The 24786-nt window shown below is 45.1% G+C and carries 17 protein-coding genes and 1 tRNA gene; 3 read left to right on the top strand and 15 right to left on the bottom strand.

All coding sequences use genetic code 11. The features are described 5' to 3' along the window. Positions 1-214: 214 nt before the first annotated feature. From CCC32_RS02100 to CCC32_RS02035, 14 genes are all read right to left on the bottom strand, one after another. Complete coding sequence (locus CCC32_RS02100; RefSeq protein ID WP_287071957.1) at positions 215-1039, bottom strand: AlbA family DNA-binding domain-containing protein; 825 nt, start codon at positions 1037-1039, stop codon at positions 215-217. Further along, positions 1020-1592, bottom strand: coding sequence for a Cap15 family cyclic dinucleotide receptor domain-containing protein (locus tag CCC32_RS02095; RefSeq protein ID WP_071122335.1), 573 nt, complete (start codon positions 1590-1592; stop codon positions 1020-1022). The genes CCC32_RS02100 and CCC32_RS02095 overlap by 20 nt, the downstream gene beginning before the upstream one ends. A 1-nt stretch (position 1593) precedes the next feature. After that, complete coding sequence (locus CCC32_RS02090) at positions 1594-2499, bottom strand: nucleotidyltransferase domain-containing protein (RefSeq protein ID WP_287071954.1); 906 nt, start codon at positions 2497-2499, stop codon at positions 1594-1596. Between the two features lie 11 nt (positions 2500-2510). Continuing rightward, positions 2511-4667, bottom strand: a complete 2157-nt coding sequence (locus CCC32_RS02085) for a restriction endonuclease (protein WP_287071953.1) — start codon at positions 4665-4667, stop codon at positions 2511-2513. Then, positions 4667-6691, bottom strand: a complete 2025-nt coding sequence (locus CCC32_RS02080) for an AAA family ATPase (protein WP_071122332.1) — start codon at positions 6689-6691, stop codon at positions 4667-4669. Before CCC32_RS02080 ends, CCC32_RS02085 begins: the two co-directional genes overlap by 1 nt. A 2-nt stretch (positions 6692-6693) precedes the next feature. After that, a complete protein-coding gene (locus CCC32_RS02075; protein WP_287071950.1) occupies positions 6694-7755 on the bottom strand; it encodes a protein NO VEIN domain-containing protein in 1062 nt (353 codons plus the stop codon). Between the two features lie 2 nt (positions 7756-7757). Next, a complete protein-coding gene (locus tag CCC32_RS02070; protein WP_071122330.1) occupies positions 7758-8837 on the bottom strand; it encodes a DNA cytosine methyltransferase in 1080 nt (359 codons plus the stop codon). Further along, positions 8834-9961: a DNA cytosine methyltransferase gene (locus CCC32_RS02065; protein WP_071122329.1), complete on the bottom strand. Its 1128-nt coding sequence runs from the start codon at positions 9959-9961 to the stop codon at positions 8834-8836. The genes CCC32_RS02070 and CCC32_RS02065 overlap by 4 nt, the downstream gene beginning before the upstream one ends. A gap of 164 nt (positions 9962-10125) precedes the next feature. After that, complete coding sequence (locus CCC32_RS02060) at positions 10126-10359, bottom strand: helix-turn-helix transcriptional regulator (RefSeq protein ID WP_071122328.1); 234 nt, start codon at positions 10357-10359, stop codon at positions 10126-10128. A gap of 348 nt (positions 10360-10707) precedes the next feature. Continuing rightward, positions 10708-10792: transfer RNA gene (locus CCC32_RS02055), tRNA-Leu, on the bottom strand. Positions 10793-11137: 345 nt separating this feature from the next. Further along, on the bottom strand, positions 11138-11332 hold the full coding sequence (locus tag CCC32_RS02050) for a hypothetical protein (protein WP_044065791.1): 195 nt from the start codon (positions 11330-11332) through the stop codon (positions 11138-11140). Positions 11333-11471: 139 nt separating this feature from the next. Next, on the bottom strand, positions 11472-16703 hold the full coding sequence (locus tag CCC32_RS02045) for a glycoside hydrolase family 88 protein (protein ID WP_287071943.1): 5232 nt from the start codon (positions 16701-16703) through the stop codon (positions 11472-11474). Positions 16704-17018: 315 nt separating this feature from the next. Beyond that, a complete protein-coding gene (locus CCC32_RS02040) occupies positions 17019-17801 on the bottom strand; it encodes an ABC transporter ATP-binding protein (protein ID WP_042517374.1) in 783 nt (260 codons plus the stop codon). A gap of 47 nt (positions 17802-17848) precedes the next feature. Further along, the gene (locus CCC32_RS02035; RefSeq protein ID WP_044065787.1) at positions 17849-18862 is read right to left on the bottom strand and encodes an aspartate-semialdehyde dehydrogenase; all 1014 of its coding nucleotides are present in this window, start codon (positions 18860-18862) and stop codon (positions 17849-17851) included. 134 nt (positions 18863-18996) lie between these two features. Here CCC32_RS02035 and CCC32_RS02030 point away from each other — a divergent pair, with 134 nt between their 5' ends. The 3 genes from CCC32_RS02030 to CCC32_RS02020 are packed head-to-tail and all read left to right on the top strand — an operon-like array spanning position 18997 to position 22844. After that, positions 18997-21141 carry a cation:proton antiporter gene (locus CCC32_RS02030; RefSeq protein ID WP_287071939.1) on the top strand — a complete coding sequence of 715 codons (2145 nt, stop codon included), beginning with the start codon at positions 18997-18999 and terminating at the stop codon, positions 21139-21141. A gap of 53 nt (positions 21142-21194) precedes the next feature. Continuing rightward, a complete protein-coding gene (locus CCC32_RS02025) occupies positions 21195-21968 on the top strand; it encodes an ABC transporter ATP-binding protein (protein WP_042517380.1) in 774 nt (257 codons plus the stop codon). A 27-nt stretch (positions 21969-21995) separates the two neighbouring features. After that, the gene (locus CCC32_RS02020) at positions 21996-22844 is read left to right on the top strand and encodes a CvfB family protein (protein ID WP_022316677.1); all 849 of its coding nucleotides are present in this window, start codon (positions 21996-21998) and stop codon (positions 22842-22844) included. A 481-nt stretch (positions 22845-23325) separates the two neighbouring features. Here CCC32_RS02020 and asnS read toward each other — a convergent pair whose 3' ends face one another. Then, on the bottom strand, positions 23326-24744 hold the full coding sequence (gene asnS / locus CCC32_RS02015; protein WP_287071935.1) for an asparagine--tRNA ligase: 1419 nt from the start codon (positions 24742-24744) through the stop codon (positions 23326-23328). Positions 24745-24786 lie beyond the last annotated feature (42 nt).

The raw sequence follows: 24786 nt of genomic DNA, 5'->3' as shown, positions 1-24786 counted from the left end.
GTATGCGTTGGCAAAATCCTGAAAACAGGAATATGGGTGTTACAACATTAGCTTATTGGGCAGACGCCTTACAGCAAATCTGCCCAACAGGGGCAAGCACGTTGCCCATGATGGGCAAGCACGTTGCCCCACTTGGGCAAGCACGTTGCCCATTTTAACACAAACTGACATTAGGATTAAGTATGCACTAATCTAATTCCGCCAACGGGCATTCTTATAAAGTTGAACAGGTTGTTTTCCCAAGTCCCATCGTATGAAATCGGTCGCTATAGCGTTGGTCGCCTATCAAATTGGATTTATCAATGTAGTCCATTCGCAGATTGTCGAAACGCTCACGGACTGGCAATCCTTTGCCAAACATTAAGAGTCCAGCCATAGTCAGTCCTTCTTTTCCAGTCCTTCGGTCTCGTGTATAACCTCCAAAGTTCGTTAGAAACTCCTTGTGTTCTGCCGAGTTCCATTGATGCTCTGGATGCAAGTTCTGAAACATCTGACGGAAGCGTTCCAAAGTTAGAATGTCAATGTCGTCCATTGTGTAGTATTCCAGCAACAATCCATCATTGCCGGCTTCATTGGCATCACGGAGCATCATTTTCAGCTCTTGCTCCGTACAAAGATAGTCGCCTTCATGGTTGCGTTTGAAAGTTCCTCTTGACAGATTGTTGTTGATATATACAGGACGGACTGTATAAACGGCACGAGGCACGTTGATAGCAATAATCTTCTTGCCGTCAACATCTATCGTCTGAATGTCATCGTCGTACAGAAGATTGATATTCACCTTCTCACGACTATTTACAGTATTCCACAAGTCCTTGCGGATTTTGTCTGCATCCTCAACACCAACGATTTCAAACCGCTTGGTATTGTCTTGCTCATCCATATGTTCCACCACTCCCAACAGAATGGTTCCGCCGTATGTGTTGGCAAAAGCGGAATAAGTGTCCCAAAGTGAATTTGGCACACCTTTCGTGGCTTTCTTACATTCGAGCGTTACGCGCTCACCTTCAGAAAAAAGTTTATGTATATCTTGCACCATGTTTATTTATCTTTGTTAATTCTATTGTACCTGTAGTTTTTCTGTCCGTCCAATAATTACCTTCCATAAAATTTCCTTTTTCATTGAAATTCAAAACGGCAGCTCCATAATGGATTGAACTATGATGGCGTTCGGTAGCTTTGGGATTATTTTGATATGTATATATAATTTGTCGTATCCCTTTGTCCTCGTCAATATTGAATGAAAAACTATTACTAATACTATGACTTTCATCTGTATACATCTTGAGATATGGATGAAACAGACTATGTTTTATTTCAACACGCAGTTTTATAGTCATATCGTCCTCGTATGTACTTTTTAATTCACCTTGCCAAATACCACCAAGATATGGAAAAGGAAGAAGTTTAATAAATGGACTTTTCTTCCATAACCATTTTGAATAAACAAAGAAAACAAAGACGAAGATAGAAACCGTCTTGGAAATATCACCAAATAATGAGCTATGAAACAGCTTACTTATGATTAAATAAGAGGCTATTATAATAATTACAGAAGCCCATATGAATCCTTTTGTATTTATTCTTATCATTTTAATACTCTAAAAAAATCCACAACTTTGTCATAAATTCATGAACATCGGATCTGTCCCATTTATGTTTAATCATAAGGTACAGAAATTCTGAGTTTTCTAAGAACTGATACCAATCATAACAATCTTCTCTTGTCTTATTCCAAAAGTAACGGATTACATCCTGTAAGATTGAATTCCAATCATATATGCTTGTTGCTAAAGCATTGTTTGGATAATTGTACATAAGGCATTCTATCAGAAATGATGTGATATTAATATTTTTATAAAAACCAGAATCCGCCATCTTAATATTGACATTTTTTAAAATACGCACCAATCTTTTATATCGTTTTTGGGTATTTGTATTCTTATTAATGCCATTATTTTTGTGTTGTTTGGGATAATTAATCACTTCTTCCCCATCATCAGACCAGAGTTTAACTCCTCTATAAAAATTATATGGGTCGTTATTTTCTCCTATATACGTTCTATGTTCCCATGTCGGAACAACATCTATTTCTGTCCGATAGGTGTTTTCTTGAATGTGAATACATTTGTTTTTTCTTATAACATTGTTCCTTCCGAAATAAGCAACAAGCATCCTTTCAATATCATTTTTGAATTCAGAGTAAGAATATTGAACATTACCACTGAAACCATAATCATCTTTAGTCTTACCCTTTGGAAGTTCGTAATAATAGGTTGCAGTATAGCAAACGTTAATGTCAACGTCGCTGTTATTACGAACATTTGTATTATTTGCGTAAGACCCTTGACCAAAAATTTCATATTTGTCAGATAGTATAATGTCGCTATTGCCAAGAGCACGTTTTACGGCTTCTATAGCTCGTTCAAGTTTTGTCTCTTCAGTTTCACTTGCGGGTTGCGCAAACAAGCATAGTTGTTCATGTGTATACTTTGCCATAATTGCTAATCTTAATTTTTAATATCGTTTTTGTTTGAATATTGTGCATCATATCTCGTATTAGGAGTATATGCCTTCTTCGAAGAATGTATCTCAGATGAATCCATTTCATAGGATGTATCAATATCAACCACGACATACATTTCCGTTGTGCTGACATTCTTGTATATTCCAACAGGCAAGTCGTCCACTGACTTTATGAGTTGAACGCTCTTCACACGGAAAAGGTGCTGACCGATATCCTTACGAGTATGGAACAATACATATCCAATGGATTGTAAGTTCTCGGCAATTTCTATGCCGTCTCTTGTGTATTTGATACCTACTGCAAGTTTTCCTGTTGGTAGGAACTTTAGTTTCTTTCCTTCGTAGTTTTCCATCATTACCATCAATACACCATTCTTTGTTGTGGCTGTGATAGGTGAATAGCCCTCAGATATTGGTTTTTGAAGGACTTGATTGGGCTGCTCACCAAGTTTGCAATCTGCTACAAAGAAATATTTCTTCAATACACTTAGCAGTTGTTCATTCTCCGCCTTGTTTGCATCTGTTGTTGTGTCTAATGCTAAAGAATAGACTTTTTCGTCCGTAAATGGAGTATAGACCTTGCCAAGCAACTCTTTGAAATGTGTCTTGATGTATTCTTCTCCATTTACATCGGGATGTGCCTTCATTGCATAGAAGTCGTAATCCTTTTGTAGCCATTCTTGTATTTCTGTGCGAAAACGCTCACGAATGTTATGCTTCCATTGCGTCTTTTGATCCGTGTTATTTCTTGCATAGAGCGACAGGACAAAAAGAAAGTTTACATCATAATGGAACAGAAGCAAGGTGTCGCGGTCAAACAAGCGGTTGTTGAATTGTATTTGTTTGTGACGGTTCTTCTTGCGATCTGTTTTTTCGATACCATCATTCGTATAGTCAAAACTTTCGTCCATTTTTGCTGACACGAAGAAGTTCGGAATGATATTATATCCTTCCGTCACATCATCACGAATACGAATGCCCGACTCCGTTGTATTACCATTATTGAAAATGTCAAGATTCCATTGAATGACATTTCTTGCGTAGGTGTATTGCTTGTAGATGGATTCAGAGCCGAGTTCATGCCCCATCTTGTAATACTTGCTGTCACCTATATAATAGGTCTGCTTGTTCTCGCTTTCAATCAAACTTTTGGCTGTAAATAAGTGGTCAACGATTTTTCCATCCTCTTGCTTTTTCTCCATACCATCTGGCAATGGATTATCACCAATCAGTTCGTCTATGATAGCCTCGAACACAATATAGAAATTCTTGACCAACAGGTATTCTTTCTGCTCTGTCGTGATGAACACTTGCCTTGCTTCATCAAAGAAGGCATAGCACAATTGCCACAGTTGTAGTGCTTTGTCAGAGAAATATTTGTACTTAATTTGGCGCAAACGAGTTTTGCCGAAACCATTCAAGTACGTCTCAAACTTCTTTCCAGTTATCAACTGAAACTGGCAACAGATTTCTTTTGGAAAGCCATAAGTCTCACCTATATAATTCAAAATTGAGAAGAAGATAACGAGCAGTTCTTCATCAAAGTTGATTTTTCGTTTTTTGTTAACAGGATTCAAGTATATAGGTCGTCCATCTTGCACAATGGCTGCTTGCGTTCCGATGGTTCGAGTCCAATTGATTTTATTCAAGCCACTATGTAAGTTCTTCACAATGAAAAAGAAGAAACTTTGGTTGTTACGATTGAATTGTAACAACGACAGAAGAATATCAAGATAAGTATTGCTCAATCTGCGCTGCCCATTGCCAACTTGGGCTATTTGCGAATGATATACAATATCGGTATCGTTGCGTTTGTCGTTCTTGTAAACCACAATGGCACGATAAATCCAAACTGCAAACTTGTAGAGAAAATTTCTCTCAACAGCGTCAAGAGGATTGTTCTCATCCAAGTTAGCTATGCTTTCTGGCTTATATTTCCCAAATACAAGTTCTTGCCCCACCACATCTTTGAGCAATACCTTGGGAAGGATAAAGACACAATCCTTCAGTAGAGTATTATAGAAATACCCCACATAGTGAACGGACACCTTACCCTCGACATTCTCCAAAGCATCAATGCCATAGAGAATGTTCTTTATATTGGCAACGTTGTATTGATATTCTTCTATCAGTATGCGCATTACTTTATGATTTTCTTAATAGTAATACCCCAATTTTTCTCATTTACTAATTTCATGAGAATATCTGCTTTACCATTGCTGCCGTATCCATTACGAGCAACATAAATAGGTATTCCATAACAATCTACAGCATCAGAACGCTTACTGTTATCTGTACGTGAATCAAATTGTTCCTTAGTCTCTATGAAATGAGGCACAATACTGCCTAATGAAGTCCATTTTTCATAAACCTCTTGGGCTGTAATGTCTGGATTTAACTTAATATATTCTTTTATACATTCTATAGCCAATTTATTTTTGGCACATTCTGCGCCATCATTTACAGTAAACTTGTCATAGTTTCTGCTGTTTGATTCTGGCGTATTACCGTCCTCATCTTCTATTTCACTTTCCTCTTTAGAGATTTCTATTGGTATGAGCCCAAGGTTTTTAAAGAATAAAGCAACCTTCTCTTCTACTACTTTTGAATTCTTCCCTTCTGAGGTATAGAATTTATCGAAAGATAACTTGCTACCATCCTCATCATTGAAAATAGCATCACCAAACTCATAGTCCTTAAACACATCGTTCCACAGATAAAAGATAACCTTACCGACAAATGTCTTTGCCGATATAACACCATCTTGTGCTTTGCAGAAGAAATAGCCGAGTTTCTTATCCTCAAAATTGGTTGTGGAACCAATTTTCTCGTTTATCTTTTCAAGGAACTGCCACCAATCATATTTGCTTCCATCAACTTCTATAATCCAGTCCTTTTCTGCATTAGATATAGGCATATAAGTCCAATCCCAGCGACGTTTGAAAGCAGAGTCTATTGGGAACAAACTCTGGTCGCTTGTGTTCATGGTAGCCCATATGTAAAGGTTGTTAGGCAATAGTAGAATATCGCCATTCAACACTTGTGATACAATATCCTTGCCTTCATACATGGCATTAATTTTGTCTTTTTGCGCAATAGCCAATCCTGCAAATGCTTTTTGAAGTTGTCGCTTCATATCAGCATCTGCTTTTATAGGATAATCAGAAAAACCATAATCATTACGGTCGAGAAGTTGGAACAGGTCGCCAAAGATTTGAGCACAGTTACCTCTGTTGATTTCTTCTATGACAAGGTACTGTTTATCGTCCTTGTCGAATTTTTTCCAAGCATTGACGTATGCTTGCAGAAATGATTGTGCCACAAACTCATAGACAATTTGCTCCTTATGTAATGTTGTCGCACCAATTTTCATTGGTTGTCCGAGTTCATCACAAATAGGTAGTAATGCCGTTGTTGGTTTGTATGCCCCAACAAAAGTTGAGTAGTCAGTGTCTGGATGGAAAGTTGTACGAATCACATCCGACTCCTTTGTTTCCTCCTTAATTGTATGCGACTTTCCTGTACCAGGTGCACCATAAAAGATTTGCTGCAAAGACAAAGAAGGTTTAGCCATCACTTCTTTTTCTTCCAATCCATCTTCCTTTCCATCATTATATGGTGTATTTACATTTGTAATCTCGATGTCAAAAATACCATCATTAGCCTTTTTGATATGTAATTCAGAATAACCACCTGCAAAGTAATTACGTATGGTAAATTTTCCTTTGCACTCGTTACCTTTGCTATCTGTATAAATTACATCCTTCAACAAGCCATTAAAGTAGAAACGAGTATCTATCTTCCCATTTTTTTGAGGCACATCCTTACGAGCATTCCACTCTTGGGTAATTGTCTCTACTGATTTTCCGTCTTCAACAAACAAAGCATCAAGTAAAGCCAGTTGATTGACGACAAACTCCTTGGTATATGGAATCACACAATGTACAGATGATTGGTCAAATTTTCTTGGCAAGATAGAGGCAATAAACAATATCGCTTTTGCAAGATTCTCCTTGTGGTATCTTACAGTTATATGCTCGCCATTACTCTCAAAGAGTTGGTAATGCTCATTGTCTAAGAATAAGTCTGTATTCTTGGCATCGCCAGCTCCCAATGGTCGATAACTGGCATTAGTATCATTGATATGTTTTACAATTTCGTCCATAATTACAATATAATTTGCGGTTGAATGTTTACAAAACAGTCATTAGGTCTTACTCCAATCTTTATGGATTGAAGTATCGTCTGAACCTTTTCCATTTTGGAAGAAAGGTCAGCTATGTCAGCATTGACAGAAGAAACATAACTCATACAGTTCGTACATACCCGGAGCTTTTTCTGAGCATTGTCCATATCGAACACCCTGTAAACTGAATATTTCTTATCTTCCTTCAAGCCGTGAACAAAACCGATTTCCTCATCGCTATAATAGAGATACTGGTTGAAGTCAAACCGAGTCGATTTCACGTCAATAAAGTTTTCTGCTTCCAATCCTTCGTTTATTATGAAGTCGAACGGCATACCAGACTCCGTATTGGCATTCATCCATCTGTAATTACTTATCGTATGAGCTAACTTTTGTCTTTCCAAATATTGTTCAATAATTTGCTCTCCACTGTAACCTATTTGCTTGAAAAGTTTGTTTGCCTTTTCAATATCTTGTTTCTTATACTTTTTAATTTGTTTACCTGTCTGCGAAGCAACTTCTATTTCTTCCTGTAACTTCACGGAAACTCCATTCACTTTCTTTTCCAAGAAGTCTATAGCAAGCGAAAAAGAAGCACTATTCTCATCATAGACCTTGTTCTGAGTTGGGAAAATGTTAGAAGCATGTTGGAAATCTTCCGAGTCACTTGATATTAGCCAAAAGACTAATTCCTCACTTTGCAAGCCAAACCACACTAGATACCACTCACAAGTTGGTTTCAAGGAAGCGAATTCACGAATCTGATTTACAATCGTATGTTCGTTTCTTGCCCCCGACTTAATATTGGGAGCTTCCATCTTGCCAGTACTACGGTTTATCTTTCCATAGTCACAATTCAGAATTTCACAATAGTCGTCATAAATCAATATGGCAGCTTTCTCCACATGATTATCTGGCAAGAAATCCAAGACGTGCTGATAAAGTCCAATATGGGTTTGATGCCCAGACTCCTTCAAACCAAGGTCGTTAGGACTTAATTTCTTGAAACCAATTTTCTTTTCTGAGTGAACTTCAAAAAACATAGCTATTCGTGAATTATATGATTTGTTATAAGGTAATGCAAAACAGCATAAATCGTATTTACACTGACTGCATTACCAGCTTGCTTGTATAGCGAGCCATCTGCAACCCCCGCATTTCGGCCGTTGATGGCAAAGTTTGCTGGGAAGCCTTGCAACATGAAAGCCTCTTCCGGTGTCAACTTACGGATAGGCAACTGTGCCAATTGTTCCTTGGTCATCGTTTTGACAGGATTGATAGCACCATGTGACTCTATGAAGTCTTGACTATAATAGTTGTCTTGACAAGCACGGTGCATCTTGTGCATCGTTGCGGTCAAAGGCCGAGCTATACTCATATTGATGTCTGACTTCGACTTAAAGTTGGCAGAACCATCAGCTAACAGGGTTGGTTTGATTTTCTCCGAAAGAAAATACTTTTTATCAACCTCCAAACTCAATATGTCGTTGACGCTTTGATAATGGTATGTGCCCAAATCTTGATATACTTGATCAAACAAGACTGCAATATTGTCGCAAGTAAATTGCACTTCAAAATCTGCAGGGACAGGTTCTGTCGTCGCAAAAATCAACAGTCTGTTACGAGTTTGTGGCAAATGGAACTGTGCAGTATTAAATATGTCAGTAAAGACTTGATACCCTAATGCCTCCAACTCTTGTTTGATACGTGCAAATGTTCTTCCCTTATCATGTGACCTAAGGTTTTTCACATTTTCAAGAAGCACATATCTTGGCATCTTTGCAGCAAGGATATCAATGATATGAAAAAACATTTGCCCACGATCCTCATTGAAACCAGCTTGCTTTCCCATCATGCTGAAAGTTTGGCAGGGAAAACCGCCAGTCACCAAATCAAATTGAGGCAAATTGTCCATGTTGTTTTTATTGCTAGTAAATTCCACTATATCCCCCATAGCCAACTCGCCATCAACCTCAGGGTGGTAATTGGCACAATAAGTTTTCACGGCCTTGGCATCTATCTCTGAGTAGCCAATGCAATGAAAATCCATGATGTGGTCTTGCGTAAGCAAATCCATTGCTCTTCTAAAACCACCTATGCCAGCAAATAATTCTAAATGTCTCATCTTATAAATTTCATGATGCCATCGCCTATGGCTTTGGCAAGTTTTACAGGAACGGCATTTCCTACTTGTGCATACCACATATTTTGAGAGCCCGTTATCACATAATCATCGGGGAACGTCTGAATGCGTGCAGCCTCACGAGGACTTAATCCTCTTGCATCCCAAGGGTGGATGTACATATTGCAATCAAACTTCATATGAGAAGTTATCGTCTTGCAGATTTGCGTCTCATCCAATTTGAAGTATTTATCCTTGAATATATCATTTCTCCTTTTATATGGCATGATGTCTGCAATAGACTCATGCAAGGAGTTTGCGCCTTGTGGTAATCTACGATAGATTTCTATGTCTCGCTCATTATTATAACGATTCTTATGATTGTAGAGCTTTGTAATCTCCTTGTCACCATTGATAAATTTATAGAAGTCATTCTTGATGTACGAGAAATCGCATTCTGTAAAGCCAGACTCTGCACATTCTACTCCCTTTGAACCTTTTTCTTTCTTCGCGACTAAATGAGGAAGCCCTTCAAGAGCATCTTTCAGCACGAAAGGCTTGCGTTTATGCTTGTATATTTCTTTGAATATCAACTTTGGCTCTACCCCAACTCTATTGCCTATCATTATGAAACGTTCTCTATTTTGTGGTACACCATAATCTTGTGCCTTCAAAAGTGCATAATCATATTGGTACTCGCCGCCAAGATATTCCTCAAAATTCTGTTTGATTTCTTCTATTTTGTTCATCATCCCTTTTACATTCTCCATAATAAAGAACTTAGGACGAGTATTTTTCAAGAATATTAAGTATTGTTTATATAAAGCATTACGAGGATCATCCAATATTCGTTGACGATTAGCCATAGAGAAACCTTGACAAGGAGGTCCACCACATACCAATGTTATATCTGATAGCATATCCTTGTATCCTTCAAGATGTAGGTTGAGTTCCGCAATATCTCCCACAAAATAGTGGTCATCACTCAAATCATGGTTGAATTTATAGGTATTGCAAAACTGTTCCACGATTTCATTAACGAACCATGGAGTAAATCCAGCCTGTTGCAACCCCAAACTCAGACCGCCGCATCCAGCAAATAAATCTACAAACTTATATTGTTTCATTGTTATTTTTCAGCCCAATCCTTTAAATTATCTCTCACCACCTATAAAAGTTGATTTAATCAGCAACTTCTTTTTGCGATAAGTTTGCCGAGAGTGTTGAAATAACCTCATCAAGTTTATTTCTATGCTCAAAGAGTAAATCTTTCTTATTTTGTTCCATCTTATTATCTATTCGTATCATCCTTGGCTGCTATATTCTCTATTGGCCAAAACAAATCCTGTATATCTACATTCAAATATTTGGCGATCTCCACCAGTGTCTCGACATTCGGTTGTATGGTGTTGGTACACCATTTTGAAACAGTGGCAGGATCTTTACCCAATTGTTCAGCGAGCCATTTGTTGGTTCGTTTCTTTTCAGCCAGGACGACCTTTAGTCTGTTTATATCTTTACTCATATTTGCGTATAATTGTTTGGATTTGCAAAAGTACGTACTTTCTGTTATAATAACGAATAAAGGTGTTGAATTATTATGTAAGATAGTGATTTTTGTGCCCAATAGATGATGTATACATCAATTTATAGAATATGTGAGCTAACCTATCTGGCTATAGGGTGTCATTTGACGACTCATAATATGGGTGATGTCAAGTGAAATGCAATGAAAATATGAGAAATACGGATGAAAACAACATAAACTTTGCCAACCACAACAAATTAGCGACGAATTATGTTGGCAAAATGTTGGCAATTTCATAAAAGCAAAAATCCTAACTGCTCAATATCAAGCAGTTAGGATTCTTTATGGTGCGCCTGATAGGACTCGAACCTACACGTCGCGAGACACCAGATCCTAAGTCTGGCGCGTCTACCAATTTCGCCACAAGCGCAATTTTGCGGTGCAAAGGTACGGAATGTTTTCCACCTGACAAAATTTATTGCGCTATTTATTTTAGAGTCAAAGACATTACAACGTCTAATACACTAAACAGACATTACAACGTCTGATACACTAAACAGACATTACAACGTCTGATGTATAAACTGACATTACAACGTCTGATACACTAAACAGACATTACACCATCTAATGGATAAACTGACATTACGGCATCTGATACACTAACGGAGATTATGCCGTTCAGTCATAGCGACTTGCATGGACATCATGCGGATAGGGAGCTGTGAGCTACCCTATCCCGGCATGATGCCGACAAAAAGAAAAAGAAGCGGGACTAATAGTCCCAAAGGAGACCGGAGTTCTCCTTGCTCAATTCGTCACTTCCACCAGTGCCGCCCTGTGGAGGGGCGATTGGTGTGTTGGGGTCCACTTTACTTTCTCCACCTGTCTTTGACAATTGCTGCATCACGCCCTCGATATGACATTTCACGAGCGTGGTCTGTGGGGTGATATATGTTTTCTTGTTCATTGTTACATTTATTATTAGTTTCTACAAGCTGTAAGAACTTGACTGCGATAAGTTGCCAGAACTTGCTGCTACAAGTATTCAGAACTTGTTACTTCAAGTTATCCAGAAACTTGTTTGCTACAAGTATTCTGGAGCTTGCTTACTTCACTACTTTCTTTCCGTTAACCACATACACGCCGCCGGGCAATGCCTGGAACTGTCGGTATGAGGTTGCCACAACCTGTCCGTTGAGATTATACACCTTACCGTCTGCTGCGGTGACGCTGTCAGCCGGCATGTCGCCGTCGATCAAGATACCGTCGATTGCCGAAGTCTCGTCGGTTGTCACATTGCTGCCCATGCCCACGGTGAGTTTCTTTGCCTCAGACACTCCGTTGGTGCCGATATTCTTGAGATAACCACGGAAGCCCTTCAGCGTGCCCGGGTCGCCGATGAAATTCTTGAACGAACCGTCGTTGTTGCTGATGAAGCAGTCGCCCTCCTTCACCGTCAGGTCGTTGCTGTAGCTCGACATCCATACATATCCGTTGCCCTTGCACCATTCTGCCGGCTGAGTGTTCTCTATCGTCACGTAAGGATAGCCTTTCACCTCTGCCGTATTGATAGAGGCGACATCCTGTGCCGGTTTGATGAGGAACGGTTTGCCAGCTACGATATTGTTGTAGGCATGGCGCACGAAAATCGCCTTCGTTCCTTCCACACGGTCGAAATACAGAATCTGCGTTCCGTCGGAAGTTTCCCTGTCGTAAGTCTTTCCAAATATGGCATCCACCTGCTGCTTGTTCAGGCTGAACGGCAGCACGCATGTTGTCCACACGCCAGCCTTCATTGCGCGGTTAACCTTCGCCGTGGCGAGTTCGCCAGCCTTGGTCAGTTCGATGGTGTTTGCAGCAGCCTCATCAAATTCATAGTTTTTCACCGTCTGTCCCTTAGCCTCATCAAATGAGAATCCATAGAAACCGAGTTTCGAACCATAGTTATATATATAATATGTCTTGCCAGCCTTCACATCGAAGGTGTAAGTCACAGCCGCATCCACCAGCACCGACCATCCGTGAGAACCCATCACATTATCGTCGGCACCTTTGTTTGGCGTGGCTGATTCGCCCCACGTGTCCTTGTTGTCGATGTTGCTCTCATACACGTTGTTCTGGAATCCAGCTTCTGTCATCACAAAGGATGTCATGCCGCGGAAATGCTTCATAACTTCCTCCACTTTAGGAGAAGGATTGCTGTCCTTTCCGCCACCCGTTGTGGCAGGACCGGTTGCAAGTCCAGTGATATTACAAGGATAGTTTGTTATATCGTATGGATTTGCCAGTTTGTCGGTAGCCTTCTTGTCTGCCACAGAGAGCTTACCGCCGGTAGCGCTGATAGTTGCCTCAGAAGCCACCACCTTTCCCGCCTCGTCCAACACGAACACACGGCGCTGCGGACGATAGGCGTAGACGCCACCCGACTTGTCGAACACTCCGTTCTGGAACACGCTGACGCTGACCTTTCCGTTGGTCTTTGGCTCCACCGTGAGATATGCTCCCGAGCATGGCACATAGAACATCGGATCTACCGTGCCGCCCTTTACCTTCTGCAGTTTTCCGTCATACCACTGCGTCTCGCTTGGCAACGGACAGGCACCGTCTTCCTGACGAGCATTCTGACATGTGAGACCGGGGAGATAATAGTCGAAGCCCTTGATAACCCAGGTTGCCTTAGAAGAGTCATCAGCCCATTTGTTTTTATCGCCATAGGTGAGTCCCTCTTTCGACACGGGAGCCGTGTCGCGGTCGGTGAAGCTCCATCCGCCGAGAGTCACGGCGAGGGTATTGTCCCCATTGAAGAACGGTGTCATCGGACTGTATGTCACTCCCGAACCAGGAGCCTTCACGCGATATTTCGCTGGGTCGTCAACAGAAACGAGGAGATATGCGAACACATCCTCAAAGCCATCTCCGCTCACTTTCAGCTGTATCTTCAACTTGTCGCCGACGCTCACGCCTTCAATCTTGCCCGTTGTGGCATCCACCTTACAAACGTCGGGTGCGAAGGATGTCCACTCCATAGTGTATTTGCTCTTGTCGATTGCCGTACCCTGTGCATCAGTAACGCTTACAGCTGGAGCATCCACTACTTCGCCAACATAGATTGTCTTGTCGGCAGAAGGATTGAGAGTGACTTTAGGAACGGTATAAGTATCTTTCACGTCAACGGTGAATGTCACAGCATCCGGAGCGTCATACTCATCAGCATAGTTGAACTCATCGTCTTTGCCTTGATTGATGATTTTAGGAGTGGCGCTGACAGTTATAGTGTATGTACCTACTGTGCTGAAGGTGCATGTCATCGTGTTATTCGAGTTTGTCAGCTTTAACGAAGGAGAGCAAGAGTATTCCACATCGAAATATCCGCTCACGTTCTCTCCTCCATAATTGAGAGGCACCTCGATGGTCTTCTTCGTACCCTTTGCCACCTTGATGGTAGCGCCTTTGAATGCAGGCATGAACACGGGCTTCATCTTGCCCTTCCTCACGGTGAACGTGAAGTTCTCTGTTGCTTTGGTATATTGTCCGGCAAGCGCTGCCGACGGTGTAGCCGTAACGGTAACGGTGGTGACGCCTTCAGTATAATTGAACTGGCTTCCAGCCGCCGTGAACACACCTTTGTCATTGATGGTCACATTGTCGTTGTCGGTAGAGAAAGACAGTTTATAGTCTGTGTCGAGAGTAAGCAGTTTGTCGCCAATGCCATACACTTTCACTTCCGGCTGCCGTGTCTCTTCGTCGGTGACATTCATCTCCACGTCTTCCACTGCAATAACCAACGGAGAGGTCGTCGGAGTAGTGGTCTTGCGGGTGATGGTGATGGACTTGCCTTTTCCTCTCCAGAAATAAATCACGGTCTTTCCAATCAAATCACTATTCTCTGGAATAGTAAAGCCAGTAGCATTTACCTCCGGTGCATCTGTAGTTTTAGTATCAGCCGAGGTAACATAGAAGGGAGAACCACAATCCGGCGCTGCGATTACATCTCCTTTGGCAAGCGGCTTGTTGAGAGTGACTTTCATATATGACATGTTGCTGCCATTAAGCTTCACGCCATCAGTACTGGAAATCATTTCCTTTTCATCTGTATCATGACCATTATACAATACTGCGCTTCCTCCTGTAATATTAGCATAGTTATCCAGAGTTTGTATAGTCTTGCTAGCTACTCTGACTTTATTTGTAGTCGTAGTCACCATCGAAAACAATGTCGTCTCCATGGTATCGCCACCTCCAGTATTTTCCTTTTTGAAATTAGCCTTCACGTTGACGTCGGCAGCGATGGAACTGATGGTATATACATTGTCGGATGCCTCACCACCGGTTGCCGTCCAGCTGTCAAACACATATCCAGTGTTTGCCTTAGCGGTGAAGATCAGCTTGGTGCCCTCCTCCACCTGTGTTCCGGAGGTCACCACATTGCCGGCGCCGTCCTTGATTTCCACTGTTCCGTTTTCTGCCGTAGCAGTGACGGTGAATTTCTGCTTGTCGGCAGAAGAGTTGGAATTAACCTTGATATTCGTCGCACTCGTCTTTATGCTTGTGCTGCCCACAGTAGCCTCGCAGTAATAGTTGCCTGTGGTCTGAGGAGTAAACTGAGCCTTCGTAGCTCCCTCAACGGCAGTGTTTGTCGTAGCGTCATACCACTGGTATGTCGCATTAGCTGCATCTGTGCCACACACCTCCACTTTGGGAGCCGTAGCAGCCGACTGCGTCAAATCGTAAGAAGGCTGCAGGTCATAAGAGAAGAGAATCTGAGCACTACCGTCCTGATTCTGATAAGCGCGCTCATATTCTGTTGCCGCCATGATGAAACCGCCGAGCACCTTGCCCTCGGTGAGGTTGTCTTCCTTTGTCACAATTTTTGTATCCGTGCCAAGAATATAGTAAATCTTCGAACCGTCACGATAGTTTTTACCACCCAATCCCGCAGAACGGGAGCTACTCCATATATTTATAGTACCGTCAGCCTTTGGAGCGACAAAATTGTTCACGATTCCTTCAAATGCCTTTTTGGCGGCTTCCTTGTATGTGTCTCCGAGCAATCCCAAGCGGACAGCCTTGAAAAGGGCTGCAGAGAAAATTGCTGTAGCGGATGTCTCAATATAATTATTGTAAGAGGTAGTCCAACGATAGCTAGAATTATAATTGCTTGCTTTATAATCACCTTTCTCGTCCATCACCTGATACCAACCGCCAGTTGTCTGGTCTTGCCACTTTACGATTCCAGCGGCAAAGGAATCAAGATGGCTCTTCAAGGTTTTATAGTTTTCGGTATTCTCCTGATTGTCGTTCTTCATTGCCTCAAGAGCGTCAACCAAGGCAAAGAAATACCACGAATTAGCACGCCCCCAGAAAGCGGCAGAGTGATAAACAGGAGCATCGGCACTGTTGCTGATACCAGCCCATGTTTTATTAGTCTCTGTTGAAGCCTTAGCATCGCCCGTTGCGCTGAAAGCGTGATACATAAGCTGTTTATTGGAATCCCAACACTGGTTCCATACGATATTGAGCTGCTTGGCCACCATATTCCAGTCAGCCTCCTTGCTTCCGAAGATATTCTTGTCGTCGCCCAAATAGCCTGTAAGCTGTGCCAGCGTGGCACTACCCATATATGCGCCATCGAGCCACATCTGGTCAACATAGTCTGACGACTTGTGGAACCAGCCACCGAACATCTGCTTCTGTGCATCACTTGCATTTCCTTCGTTTAGAGTAGATTTCGAACCGCCGATAGAGTAGTTAGTATTATAATTCTTCATATCATTGGCAAGATTGGCAAGAGCGGTGTTCGCTTTTTTGACCACGTTGTCACTCTTCAGACTGCTCGAAAGAATAGGGAAATACATCTTGACGGCATTCATAGCGTCAAGTGTCGGCTTCGAATCATTTGAATATGTCACTTCTGCAGCAAATGCCTGTGCAGAATAGAACCATGGCTTCGACCAGTCGAAACCTGCGTAATAATCCGCCGCCTCGAGTGTTGCCTTTGCCACAAGACCGGCAACGTAATCAAAGCTTTTGTCAATGTTGGCTTTTTTGTCGTTCTTCCACTGCACCGTAGACTTCTTTGTGTTATTGGCGTCATAAACATCAAACCCAAATAACTTCGTGTTGCCATAGAAATCATGCAGACGTGAGTTTATCGCCCACTGCGAATACCTCACCCCCGGATTGAACTTCACGCCGTCGCCGTCGCCCGCCGCCTTTGCCACCACTGTGGCGAAAAGCATAGCGAAGAGAGGGACAATACGCAGAATCCATCCAGACAGGGCATGTCCTTTCTGCGACATGGATATGCCGCAGCCAAAAGATTGCTCTTCTTTCTTCATAAACAGATAACTGAATTTTGTTTGTAAATTAATTTTTTATATACTTCTTAGTAGTCTGAACGAGGGTCTTCTCTTTCCTCATCAGTAAAATATCGAAATTGTCTTCGTACCAAATTGTGCTGGCAAAGGTAATGAAAAAAAATGACCAATCGAAATATATGATATTAAAAAACAAGGAATATATATCGGAATTGGGCAGATTTCGCATCTATTTTCCTACCCCAATCAGTCAATTACCGTTGAGGGATTCCAAGCCTGACCATTTGCCACAGTCAGGCTTCCAATTTCAGTAAAACAAGTAAAAAAAAGGGTAAGCTATTCCGCCACCACACGTATCGTCATCGTGGTGGGATCGAAGCGGATGCCGCGCTTGTCGATAAACCGCGACAGGGTGCCGTCGGCGGCGAGGGCGGCGGTAGGTCCGGTGATGAGCCGCTCATGAGTCATCACCCACAGGTCGTCGGCAATCTGCAGGGCCAGTTCGAGGTCGTGTGTGGAGAGGAGTATCGTCTTGCCGTTGTCATGACACAGCGAACGGAGCATCTGCAGTGTCTCCACCTTGCTGCCATAGTCGAGAAAAGCCGTAGGCTCGTCGAGAAACACCACGCTGGTCTGCTGCGCCAGAGCCTTCGCCGTCATCATCTTCTGTCGCTCACCGTCGCTCAGTGTGCCTGCCATGCGTCCGGCAAGATGCTCTATGCCCACCATACGCAGGCTCTCGCCCACTATGCGCCTGTCGTCGTCGCTGAGGCGTCCGAAGAATCCCGTGTACGGGCTGCGCCCCATAGCAGCCATCTGAAACACGGTGAGGTTCTGCACCTGCGGCCGCTCCGTGAGCACCACTCCGATGAGCCTCGCCAGTTCCTGACGGGTGAACGAGTCAATCTCTCTCTCGCCAAGCATTATCTCTCCGCCGAGCTTAGGCTGGAAGGCGGAGATGGTGCGCAGCAGGGTGGACTTTCCCACTCCGTTGTCGCCAATAAGACAAGTGAGGCGACCGGGATGCAGGGCAGCTTCAATACCCTGCATCACCACTCGCCTGTTTGTCGTCTTGCCATATCCGATCGTGAGATCGGAAAGTCGCAATATGTCTTTCATTTCAATTCCTTTTCAGAATCAGTTGTTTCTGCAAGCAGGCGAGCCCGTTACTTCACGTCGCCCACCTTGATGAGATATTCGGCAATCTGAACGGCGTTCAGTGCGGCACCCTTGCGAATCTGGTCGCCGGTGAGCCACAGGGTGTTGCCGTTGTCGTCGGCAAGATCCTTGCGCACACGGCCCACATACACATCGTCGTGGCCGGCACTCTCCAGAGGCATCGGATATACATAGTTCTGAGGGTCGTCTTCGAGGGTCACTCCCGGCGCTGCCTTCAGTGCCTCGCGGATTTCCTCCACGGTGAGCGGACGCTCGGTCTCGAACCACACGCTCTCTGAATGTGAGCGCAATGACGACACGCGCACACAGGTAGCACTCGTGCGTACATCGGAGTGCATTATCTTGCGTGTCTCGTTATACATTTTCATCTCCTCCTTGGTATAGTCGTTAGGAGTCATCTTGTCTATCTGCGGAATCACGTTATAGGCAAGCTGATGAGGGAATTTCTCCACGTGTGTGGTGCTGCCCGTCTCCAGGATGTCCCTGTATTGCTGCTCCAGCTCCGCCATGGCAGCCGCTCCTGCTCCCGAAGCGCTCTGGTATGAGGCGATGTGTATCTTTCTGATGTGGCTCAGCTTGTCGATGGGGTTCAGCACCACCACCATCATTATCGTGGTGCAGTTGGGGTTGGCGATAATGCCGCGCGGACGCTTCAGGGCATCCTCGGCATTCACTTCAGGCACAACCAGAGGCACGTCGTCGCACATGCGGAAGGCACTGGAATTGTCGATCATCACGCAACCGTATTTCGTTATGGTGCCGGCAAACTCTTCTGATGTGCCGCCGCCGGCCGAGGTGAAGGCGATGTCGATATCCTTGAAGTCATCGTTGTGCTGAAGAAGCTTCACCTCATATTCCTTGCCCTTGAAGGTGTATTTTCTGCCTGCCGAACGCTCAGAACCGAACAACACGAGGTCGTCCATAGGGAAATCTCTCTCAGCAAGGATACGCAGGAACTCCTGCCCCACGGCACCGCTTGCGCCTACTATTGCTACTTTCATATCTACTTTTTAATTTGATTTGTGTTTAATAATCGCACGTTTATCTTAATTATTATTGCAAAATTACAACTTTCGATGTACATCTCGCCAATTCTAACATTTTTTTTGCACCTTTGCATTAAATTTAGTGCATTATGATACCGGATACTTTCAATTACCTGCCTATTACAGACCCGACGATGATTTTCTTCGTCGTGCTCTTCATAATCCTCGCGGCACCTATCGTGATGGGGAAACTGCGCATTCCGCACATCGTGGGAATGGTGCTCGCAGGTGTGGTAGTGGGCAAATACGGTCTGAACATTCTGGAGCGCGACAGCAGCTTCGAACTGTTCGGGAAGGTGGGACTTTACTATATCATGTTTCTCGCCGGACTGGAGATGGACATCGAGGGACTGAAGAGCAACGGCAAGAAGGTGGCGCTGTTCGGACTGCTCACCTTCCTGCTGCCTTTCGCACTGACCTACTGGGCGAGCAGCTACCTGCTCAACTATAACCCCACGGCAACGCTGCTCATCAGCAGCATCATGGCATCAAACACGCTCATCGCCTACCCTATCGTATGCAAATACGGACTGCAGCGACATGTCAGCGTGACACTGTGTGTGGGGGCTTCGATGATAGCCCTGACGCTGGCGCTGGTGGTGCTGGCAGCCATAGTGGGCTCGTTCGGCAGCGGTGCCGGAGTGGGATTCTGGTGCCTGTTCCTGCTGAAGATATTCCTGTTTGTGGCAGGCGGACTAATGCTGCTGCCGAGGATGGCACGATGGTTTCTGAGGCGGTATTCGGATGCCGTGGCGCAGTATATTTTCGTGATGGCGCTGATGTTCCTCAGTGCGGCGGTATCGGGGTTCATCGGACTGGAAGGCGTGTTCGGAGCGTTCTTCGCCGGACTGATTCTGAACCGCTACATACCCCACGTGTCACCGCTGATGAACAGACTGGAGTTCACGGGCAATGCGCTCTTCATACCATATTTCCTCATCGGAGTGGGAATGCTGATAAACGTGAGGGTGCTGTTCACTGGATGGCACACTGTTTTCGTGATATTCTGCATCATATTCTTCGGCACGCTGGGCAAAGGACTGGCGGCATACGTCATGAAGGGCGTGTTCAGGATGCCATGGTCTAACGGCAACATGATGTTCGGACTCACATCGTCGCATGCCGCCGGATCTATCGCCATCGTGATGGTGGGAATGAAACTGCAGACCACACCGGGCGAATATCTCGTTGACTCCGACATGCTCAACGCCGTGGTGATAATGATTCTCTTCACGTGTGTCTTCGGATCGATGATGACCGACAACGCCTCGCAGAAGATAACGCTGACCGAGGGACTGGCGTCTGAAAGCGAAGGGAAGAACGACGACGAGAAGATTCTCGTGCCGCTGAGATCGGGCGGACAGATAGAGACGCTGATGAGCATGGCGCTCATGATGCACAACAACAAGCTGAACCGCGGACTGATAGGTCTCAACGTGGTGTATGACGACGAGAACAGCCAGAAATTCCAGGCGCTCGGAAAGCGCACACTGGAGGAAGCGGCGAAGATGGCAAGTGCCGTAGACGTGAGGATGCTCACGCAGAGCCGGCTCGCCACAAACATCACAAACGGCATCATACACGCCTTCAAGGAGTATGACGCATCGGAAATAATAATGGGACTGCACGAGAAGAAGACCGACGGCGACAAGTTCTGGGGGATATTCACACCAGACCTCGTGAACCAGCTGAACAGGCAGATTATACTATGCCGGTGCAACAGGCCGCTGAACACGCTGAGGAGGATTCTTGTGGCGGTGCCGTCGAGAGTGGAGTTCGAACAGGGTTTCTACCGCTGGATAGAGAGGCTGGCGAGACTGGCTGAAAACCTGAGCTGCCGGATAATATTCCACGGAAGGATAGAATCTACATCGCTCATCAATGAATATATACGCAACCAGCACCCGGGAGTGAGGGCAGAATATGTATTGATGGAACACTGGAAGGAATTCACACAGCTGGCGCAGCAGATGAGCAGCGACCACATGCTCGTGGTGATTTCGGCAAGACAGGGCACGGTGTCATACAAACCGGTGTTCGAACGGCTGCCGCTGGAGCTATACCGACACTACCACGAGCATAACCTGATGGTGGTGTTCCCCGACCAGAACGGACAGTCGCCAGAGGACATGACATTCACGGCACCACAGCATCACTCCGTTGACAGCGCTTACTCTTCGATAGTAAACTGGGTGATGAATAAGATAGACAAAGGACGCTCCGACGCATCATGACAAGCCACGGGAGGAAACGGAAGACAACAATAAACCGACAATTATAACAGACAATGATCGACATAAAGAATATCACAAAGAGCTTCGGTTCACTGCAGGTGCTCAAGGGCATCGACCTGCATATAGACAAAGGAGAGGTGGTGAGCATCGTGGGACCGAGCGGTGCGGGAAAGTCCACACTGCTCCAGATAATCGGTACGCTCGACTCGCCTGACAGCGGGGAGATAATGATTGACGGAGTGGACGTGAGAAGACTGAACCAGAAGAAGCTCTCCGACTTCCGCAACAGAAACATCGGCTTCGTGTTCCAGTTTCATCAGCTGCTGCCAGAATTCACGGCGCTTGAGAATATCATGATTCCTGCCTTCATAGCGGGAATGTCGAAAAGCGAGGCTAAGAAACGTGGCATGGAACTGCTGGACTTCATGGGACTCGCCGACCGCGCCAAGCATAAGCCCAACGAACTGTCAGGCGGAGAGAAGCAGCGTGTGGCAGTGGCAAGGGCTCTGGTGAACAACCCGGCTGTGGTGCTCGCCGATGAACCGTCGGGAAGCCTCGACTCCAAGAACAAGGCGGAGCTGCATCAGCTCTTCTTCGACCTGCGCGACAAGACGGGACAGACTTTCATCATCGTGACCCACGACGAACAGCTGGCAAGCATCACCGACCGCACGATAAAGATGAGGGACGGTATGCTGGAGAAGGAAACGGAACCGAAGGCATCACAGGATGCTGAAACTGACGCAGAAACGGAAATGCCGGCATCACAGAATTCAGGAACAGAAGTGAGAACGGATGCGGAAACGGGAAGCGAGTCAGGAAAGTAAACGAAAAAGAAGAAAAAGCGACAAACTATGAAAGGAATAAAATTAGGCGAAATGAACACCATGAAGGTGGTGAAGGAAGTGGACTTCGGCATGTATCTCGACGGTGGCGACGAGGGTGAAATCCTGTTGCCAACACGCTACGTGCCGGAGGGCTGCAAACCGGGCGACACTCTCGACGTGTTCGTATATCTCGACCAGGACGAGCGTCCCGTAGCCACCACGCTGACACCGAAGGCGATGGTGGGTGAGTTTGCTTACCTCGAAGTGGCTTGGACAAACCAGTTCGGAGCATTTCTCGACTGGGGACTGATGAAGGACCTCTTCTGCCCCTTCCGCGAACAGAAGATGAAGATGGTGAGGGGCAACTCGTATATCGTACACATACACCTCGACAAGGAGAGCTACCGCATCATGGCTTCGGCAAAGGTGGAGCGCTATCTCAGCGAGGAGACTCCCGACTACAGACACGGACAGGAGGTGGACCTGCTGGTATGGCAGAAGACGGATCTGGGATTCAAGGTGATTATAGACAACAAATACGGCGGACTGGTATACAAGGACCAGATATTCAAATATATCCACACCGGCGACCGCATGAAGGGATATATCGGCACCGTGCGTCCTGACGGCAAGATCGACGTTACGCTGCAGCCAACGGGAAAGAAGCTGTCGAGAGAATTTTCCGACGCCCTGCTCGACTACCTCAAGGAGAACAACGGCTACTGCAACCTTGGCGACAAGAGCAACGCAGAAGATATCTACGACCGCTTCCAGGTGAGCAAGAAGACTTTCAAGAAGGCTATAGGCGACTTGTATAAGCGCCATATCATAACGCTGGAAGAGGGCGGCATGGGTATCGTATTGGTGGAGAAATAGAGGGATAACCGACTGGAACGACACTACGATAAGGATTACCGCGAAATCTCCCCACAGCGTGGGGAACAACACCCCCTAATGTGGGGTTTCATTCCCCACGCTGTGGGGGAAAATCCGGACATATATTTCTGTCGGCGTAATTGTATGGATAATGGATTTAAACCCAAAACGGTCATTAGGCCGTTCAATGTAGTATTTTAATACTGCTTGCAGTTCTTTGCTTTTTATAAGGCGTCTTTTGTCCGTTTTTAATTCGCAATAGCCCGCTATTACTCATTAAAAGCCAAACAAAATCCATCCTTCTAAAAAACAAAATCCAAGCAAGCCCTAACGACCGATTTGGGTTAAAACGAAACGGCCATCAGGACATTCAATGTAGTATTTTTATCCCTAATGAACTAAAAAGCCTGGGTTATCGCAAGCGGTGCGATTCCCAGGCTTCATTATTAATAGTCTTAAAGAAAAGTATGTACGTTGTCGATTAGAACTCTGCCGTCTTAGGTGTCCTTGGGAAAGGAATCACGTCGCGGATGTTCTGCATACCTGTGACGAAGAGGATGAGACGCTCGAAACCGAGTCCGAAACCACCGTGAGGACATGTTCCGTACTTACGTGTGTCGAGATACCACCACATATCTTTCATCGGGATATGGCGCTCATTGATTTCTGCCGTCAGCTTCTCAAGGCTCTCCTCACGTACGGAACCGCCGATAATCTCGCCGATCTGCGGGAAGAGAACGTCGGTGCCCTGAACGGTCTGGCCGCTCTTGCCGCCGAATCCAGACTCCTCATCGTCTATCTTCATATAGAATGCCTTGATAGCCTTAGGATAGTTTGTCATGATGACAGGCTTCTTGAAGTATTCCTCCACGAGGTAGCGCTCATGCTCAGAAGCGAGGTCGTCGCCCCACTCGCATGGGAACTCGAACTTTCTGCCCTTGGCGATGGCGTCCTGCAGAATCTTGATACCCTCGGTGTATGGCAGACGTACGAAGTCTGACTCGAGAATGCCCTTCAGACGCTCGATGAGTCCCTTGTCTATCATCTTGTTGAGGAACTCCAGGTCGTCCTGACAATGCTCGAGAGCCCAGCGGATACAATATTTGATGAAGTCTTCCTCAAGGTCCATCAGGTCGGCGAGGTCGATGAATGCCACCTCCGGCTCCACCATCCAGAACTCTGCAAGGTGGCGTGGAGTGTTGGAATTCTCTGCACGGAAGGTAGGTCCGAAGGTATAGATAGCGCCGAGAGCCGTTGCTCCAAGCTCACCCTCGAGCTGTCCGCTCACCGTAAGCGATGTCTGCTTTCCGAAGAAGTCGTCATCATACTTTATCTTGCCGTCCTCGTCCTTCTTCAGGTCGTAGAGGTTCTTTGTGGTAACCTGGAACATCTGTCCGGCTCCCTCGCAGTCGCTCGCCGTGATGATAGGAGAATGGAAATAGAAGAATCCATGCTCATGGAAATATGTGTGTATAGCCATCGCCATGTTATGACGGATGCGCATCACGGCACCGAAAGTGTTGGTACGCAGACGCATGTGGGCATACTGACGCATATACTCGAAGCTCTGTCCCTTCTTCTGCATCGGATAGTCGCTGCCGCAAAGCCCATACACCTCGAGGCTCTCACACTGGATCTCTACCGTCTGACCGGCACCCTGGCTCTCAACGAGAACACCGGTGGCGCTGATGCACGAACCTGTGGTGATCTTCTTGAGCATCTCGGCATCAAACTTTGATGGGTCTACTACAACCTGTATATTCTTTATCGTAGAACCGTCGTTAAGGGCGATGAAGTCTACAGCCTTGCTGCTGCGGTGTGTCCTAACCCAGCCTTTCACGTTGACCGTTGAACCGAAATCGGTGAGCTTCAACGCGTCAACAACTTTTGTTCTTTTCATATTGAGTTGATTTCTTGTTGTTTTGCTATTCTTTGTCACAGC

Origin of the sequence: Prevotella sp. LMAG:51 (assembly GCF_008680225.1) — a bacterium.
In the GTDB taxonomy this organism is placed as follows: domain Bacteria; phylum Bacteroidota; class Bacteroidia; order Bacteroidales; family Bacteroidaceae; genus Prevotella; species Prevotella pectinovora.
The sequence above is the reverse complement of the archived record's forward strand: the minus strand, read 5'-3'. Positions and strand labels throughout refer to the sequence as shown.